Here is a 1,174-nt window from a genome sequence, read left to right as displayed (position 1 = left end):
GACTGCAACACCCCCAACACCCGAACACACTCCGCCCGCACCACCTCCGGGCCCGCACCACCACCAACACGCAGCACCACCACATCCGGCACCACACCGCCCGAACCCAACCCCTCCCACACCACCGACGACACATCAGCCACGGCAGGAACAGCCACGGGAGCCCAGTCCACGCGGAAGAGGGCGTCCTGGCCCGCCACGCGCCGAGCCGGGAGCCGGTCGACGTCCACGGGACGCAGTACCAGGGAGTCGACGGATACCACCGGCGCTCCCTCGGCGTCCGCCGCCTCCAGGGACAGTCCACCGTCATCGGAGGGCCGAATCCGCACCCGCAGTACGGACGCCCCGACTGCGTGCAGCGTCACGCCGGACCAGAGGAAAGGCAGCGCGGCACCGTCGTCGGCCTCCGCGCTCAGTCCCGTGGCGTGCAGAGCGGCGTCGAGAAGCGCCGGGTGCAGGCCGAACTGTCCGGCCTCCTCCCGCGCCTCTTCTGGGAGGGCGACCTCGGCGAAGACCTCGTCCCCGCGCCGCCACGCGGCCCGCAGCCCCTGGAAGACGGGCCCGTACTCAAGACCGATGCCGGACAGGTCGTCGTAGAAACCGTCGAGCGGCACTGGCTCGGCTCCGACGGGCGGCCACTGGGTCAGGTCGAAAGTCGGGGCCGGGGAGGTCGGCGTCAGGACGCCGACCGCGTGTCGGGTCCACGGCACGTCCGCGGCGGCTTCGGCGTCGCGGGCGTGGACGCTGACGGAGCGTGCCCCCTGCGCCTCCGCCTCACCCAGTACCACCTGGATGTTCACACCGCCACGCTCGGGCATGACCAGCGGGGTCTGAAGGGTCAGCTCCTGGAGATGGCCGCAGCCCGCGGGTTCACCGGCACGAAGCGCCAGTTCGACGAAGGCCGTGCCGGGCAGTACGACGGCGTCGCCCACCGCGTGATCCCCGAGCCAGCCCTGTACGTTGGGCGACAGTCGGCCGGACAGGACAACACTGTCGGAGTCGGCCAAGGAAATCGCGGCACCGACCAGCGGGTGATCCGCGGAGTCCAGCCCGGCCGAGACCACACCGCCCGTGTCGGCCGGTGTGGTGAGCCAGTACCGCTGGCGTTGGAAGGCATAGGTCGGCAACTCCACCCGCCGCGCAGCCACCCCCTCATACAACCGCTCCCACTGCA

At 71.4% G+C, this 1,174-nt stretch carries 1 protein-coding gene; it reads right to left on the bottom strand.

Annotated elements, in window-relative coordinates; all coding sequences use genetic code 11:
• The coding region (locus ACZ4NB_RS38730; RefSeq protein ID WP_467667755.1) for a polyketide synthase dehydratase domain-containing protein at positions 1–1,148 on the bottom strand (1,148 nt) is incomplete at its 3' end.
• Positions 1,149–1,174 lie beyond the last annotated feature (26 nt).

The organism is Streptomyces sp. NPDC026575 (genome assembly GCF_055567415.1).
The sequence above is the reverse complement of the archived record's forward strand: the minus strand, read 5'-3'. Positions and strand labels throughout refer to the sequence as shown.